General features: G+C 72.4%; 5 protein-coding genes. All 5 read left to right on the top strand.

Annotation, left to right across the window (positions count from 1 at the left end; all coding sequences use genetic code 11):
- Positions 1–181, top strand: a 181-nt coding sequence (locus ACK5IN_RS10010; RefSeq protein ID WP_416896042.1) for a TauD/TfdA family dioxygenase, incomplete at its 5' end; no start/stop codon positions are given.
- A 7-nt stretch (positions 182–188) separates the two neighbouring features.
- Positions 189–905 (top strand): alanine racemase, encoded by a 717-nt coding sequence (locus tag ACK5IN_RS10005; protein ID WP_416896041.1) that lies wholly within the window; start codon positions 189–191, stop codon positions 903–905.
- Entirely contained in the window at positions 902–1951 is a 1050-nt protein-coding gene (locus ACK5IN_RS10000) for an alanine racemase (RefSeq protein ID WP_416896040.1), read from the top strand. Before ACK5IN_RS10005 ends, ACK5IN_RS10000 begins: the two co-directional genes overlap by 4 nt.
- 175 nt (positions 1952–2126) lie before the next feature.
- Positions 2127–2591 carry a PspC domain-containing protein gene (locus tag ACK5IN_RS09995; RefSeq protein ID WP_416896039.1) on the top strand — a complete coding sequence of 155 codons (465 nt, stop codon included), beginning with the start codon at positions 2127–2129 and terminating at the stop codon, positions 2589–2591.
- 44 nt (positions 2592–2635) lie between these two features.
- A partial coding sequence (locus tag ACK5IN_RS09990; protein WP_416896038.1) for a DEAD/DEAH box helicase occupies positions 2636–4302 on the top strand: 1667 nt, incomplete at its 3' end.

Genomic DNA, 4302 nt, shown 5'->3' with positions numbered 1-4302 from the left:
GGGCGACCTGTTCCTCTTCGACAACCGTCGCGTCATGCACGCCCGCACCCCGTTCGAGCCGCGCTACGACGGCACCGACCGCTGGCTGCAGCGCGTCATCATCTCCGACGACCTGGGCCGTTCGGCAGGTCGCCGCACGCAGCGCCGCCGCGTCGTCGAGAGCGAACTGGTCGACGTCTGATCCGGTGGTGGCGCTGTCCGTGCGAAGAGCTGACCTGCCCACCATCGGTCCCCTGCGCGTCGTGGTCTCCCGCAGCGCGCTGACCGCGAACGCACGCACGGCGGGCGCGGGTGCCGTCGCCGACCTGCGCCGTGACGCGTTCGGCCACGGCATCGAGCCGGCCGCCGCGGCGGTCGCCGCCGCCGGTGTGCGCGAGGCGGTCGTCGACGCGGCGGCGCGACCGGTCGCCGAGGCGGCGGGGCTGACGGCGACGGATGCCTCCCCCACCCTCGACAGCCGCACCCTCTACGGGCTGCCCGGCGGCGGCGGCACACCCGCGATGCGCCTGCACGGGTCGGTGCTGTCGACCAAGTTCCTGCTCGCCGGCGAGGGCGTCTCGTACAACGCCACGCACATCGCCGCCCACGACACGCGCGTCGCGCTCGTCTCGGGCGGGTTCGGGCAGGGGGTCGTCCGCAGCATCGGCAACACGGCGACGGGCGAGATCGGCGGTCGCAGGCATCCCATCGTCGGTCGCGTCGCGATGGACGTGTGCGTCGTCGACATCGGCGAGCAGGATGTCACGCCCGGCGCCGACGTCGTCTACTTCGGCTCGGGCCTCGTGCGCGACGAGCTCGCCGTGTGGGAGCGCACATCGGGCCTGACCGGGGCCGAGCTCGTCTGCGCACTCGGCGTGCGTGGCGGCACACCCGGGCTGTGGCTGCGCAGAGAGGTCGCCGCGTGACGGCGACACGCGCGACCGGGGCGTATCTGCGCGTCGACCTCGGGCGCATCCGCGCCGACATCGACACACTGCGCGCGCGCATCGCGCCCGCGCAGCTGATGTGCGTCGTCAAGAACGACGCCTACGCCCACGGCATCGACCGGGTCGTCGCCGACGTCGCCGCCCACGGCGTCGAGTGGGTCGGCACGTTCGACGTGCCGATGGGCGTGCGCGCCCGCGCCGCGGCGGGCCCCGGGGTGCGCATCTTCTCGTGGGTCACCGTCGACCGCACCGAGATCGCCACGGCGCTGGAGGCCGGGATCGAGCTCGGCGTGGGCGATGCCGGCTACCTCGAGCAGGTGGCCGAGGTGTCGGCCGGGCGAGCGGCGCCCGTGCACCTGAAGATCGACACCGGTCTGCACCGCAACGGGGTGCGACCTGAGGACTGGGCGGCGTTCGTCGCCCGTGCCGCCGCGCTCGAGGCGCGCGGCGACATCCGCGTCGCGGGCATCTGGAGCCATATCGCCGAGACGAGCGACGCCGACGACGACCGGGCGCGCGTCGACTATCACACCGCCGTGGACGCCGCCCGGGCGGCGGGGCTGCGCCCCGAGGTGCTGCACCTGGCCGCGAGCGCGGCAGGGTACGCGCGGCCGGAGTTCCGGCACGACCTGGTGCGGTTCGGGGCGTTCTGCTACGGCATCCGCTCGACCGACGGACCAGAGCTGCCCGGGATCGTGCCCGCGGCGACCCTGCTGGCGCCCGTCGCGGCCGTCGCGGCCGACACGGTCGAGGTCGCGTACGGGTCGCTCGACGGGCTGCCCTCGACGCTCGCCGGGCGCGTGTCGGTGGGCACGCCGGGTGGTGCGCGCGCCCTGCTCGCGGTGGGCGAGACCATGCTCACCGTGCAGGCATGGCCGGGTGCCGCCGTCGGCGACGAGGTCGCCGTGTTCGGCCCCGGTGACCGGGGCGAGTCGTCGGCGACGACGCTCGCCGAGGCGATCGGCACCGTCGGCGAGGAGATCATGGTGCGCGTCTCGCCGCTCCTCCCCCGCCGGTACGTCTGAGGCAGGATCGGCTACGCTCGACGGGTTCCCCGAGCAAAGGATCCCTCCGGTGAAGTTCTTCGACGGCTCCGCGTCCATCTCCACGCGCTGACACCGTCGATTCGCCGTATCTCGGCTGGGTGAGGCATCCGTCCCGCCCCGGTGTCCGCGCACTCGCAGACACCGAGGAGGCTTCATGCCCGCATCCACCCCTTCCCTCGCTCTCGGCCACGTCTCGTTCGCCTGGCCGGACGGCGCCGGCAAGACCACGCTGCTCGAACGGCTCATCGGCACAGGGGGAAGTACGGCGGGCGGCAATGACGCAGGCTCGATCGGCGCGGAGAGCGGGAGGGAACGGGATGCCGCGGCATCCAGCCTGCGTTCGTGCACCGCGCTGCTGCACACCGACCGTGTCGTGTACCTGCCGCATCGGCGTCGACGTCGTGCTCCGGCTCAACCAGTCGGGCAGGATGGAGGGATGAACCAGCTCACGAGGCCGCTGCGGGGTCGCTGGATCGCCGGTGTGTGCCTCGCGCTCGCCCACCGGTTCGGGATGTCGGTGACGACCGTGCGCGTCTTGACGCTGATCGCGATGGTGTTCTTCGGACTGCCGCTGTGGGTCTACATCGTGCTGTGGGTCCTCATCCCGACGGAGCGCTGACGCCCGATGCGCCCGATGTCGGCCGGGGCGGCGAAGATGGTGTGATGACCGACGCGTCGACGGACTGCGTGCACCGTGTGCTCGAGCGGTTCGGTCCTGCCACGCAGGACTGGTTCCGCGGCGCGTTCGCGCGGCCGACCGACGCGCAGGGGGGCGCTTGGGAGGCGATCTCGAGCGGCAAGAACGCGCTCGTGGTCGCGCCGACCGGATCGGGCAAGACGCTGTCGGCGTTCCTATGGGCGATCGACCGGGTGTTCGCCGAGAAGGATGCCGCGCCCGCACCGCCCCGGCGGAAGGGAGTGGATGCCGCCGGCACACGCATCCTGTACATCTCGCCGTTGAAGGCGCTCGGTGTCGACGTCGAGCGCAATCTGCGCTCCCCGCTCATCGGCATCGGGCAGTCGGCGCGCCGGCTCGGGATCGCGGTGCCCGAGGTCACGGTCGGCGTGCGCTCGGGCGACACGACCTCGTCCGATCGACGCCGGCTCGTGGCCGACCCGCCCGACATCCTGATCACGACGCCCGAGTCGCTGTACCTCATGCTCACGAGTCAGGCGGGGCAGACGCTGCACGACGTGCACACGGTGATCGTCGACGAGGTGCACGCGGTCGCGGCCACCAAGCGCGGCGCGCACCTGGCAGTGAGCCTGGAGCGGCTGGACGCCCTGCGCCGGCAGTCGGAGCACGACGTCGCACCGGTGCAGCGGATCGGGCTGTCGGCGACGGTGCGCCCGATCGACGAGGTGGCACGGTTCCTCGGCGGCGCTCAGCCGGTCGAGATCGTGGCACCGCGGGCGACGAAGGCGTTCGACCTGAAGGTCGTCGTGCCGATCGACGACCTGTCGAACCCGCCGCCGATCCCGAACGAGGCATTCGAGCAGCCCGACCAGGACGCGCAGGACGATTGGTTCAGCGGCTCCTCGACAGGCTCGGGGAGCGGGGAGGCGACGGGATCGGTGTGGCCGCACATCGAAGAGGCGATCGTCGATCGCATCCTGCAGCACCGCTCCACGATCGTGTTCGTGAACTCGCGCCGGCTCGGCGAGCGCCTCACGGCCCGACTCAACGAGATCTACACGGCACACACCGGGGCGGAGCCGGTGCTCGCCAAGGCCCACCACGGGTCGGTGTCGAAGGAGCAGCGCGCCCAGGTGGAGGACGAGCTGAAGTCCGGTGCCCTGCGCTGCGTCGTCGCCACCTCCAGCCTCGAGCTGGGCATCGACATGGGCGCGGTAGACCTGGTGATCCAGGTCGAGGCGCCCCCGTCGGCGGCATCCGGCCTGCAGCGCGTCGGCCGCGCCGGCCACCAGGTGGGCGAAGTGAGCCGTGCCGCCCTCTTCCCCAAGCACCGCGGCGATGTGCTGCACACCGCGATCGTGACCGAGCGGATGCTGGCCGGCCAGATCGAGGCGATCCGCATCCCGCAGAACCCTCTCGACATCCTGGCGCAGCAGACAGTCGCCGCCGCGGCGATCAAGCCGCTTGACGTGGAGGGGTGGTACGAGACGGTCCGACGCAGTGCACCGTTCCGGACGCTCCCCCGTTCCGCCTATGAGGCGACGCTCGACCTGCTGGCGGGCAGGTACCCCTCCGATCGGTTCGCCGAGCTGCGCCCGCGCGTGATCTGGGATCGCGATCTCGGCGTGATCACCGGGCGACCCGGGGCGCAGCGCATCGCGGTCACCAGCGGCGGCACGATCCCCGACCGTGG

The sequence above is a fragment of the Microbacterium sp. genome (assembly GCF_047971895.1).
Lineage (GTDB): Bacteria > Actinomycetota > Actinomycetes > Actinomycetales > Microbacteriaceae > Microbacterium.
This window is presented reverse-complemented; position numbering and strand designations above follow the sequence as displayed.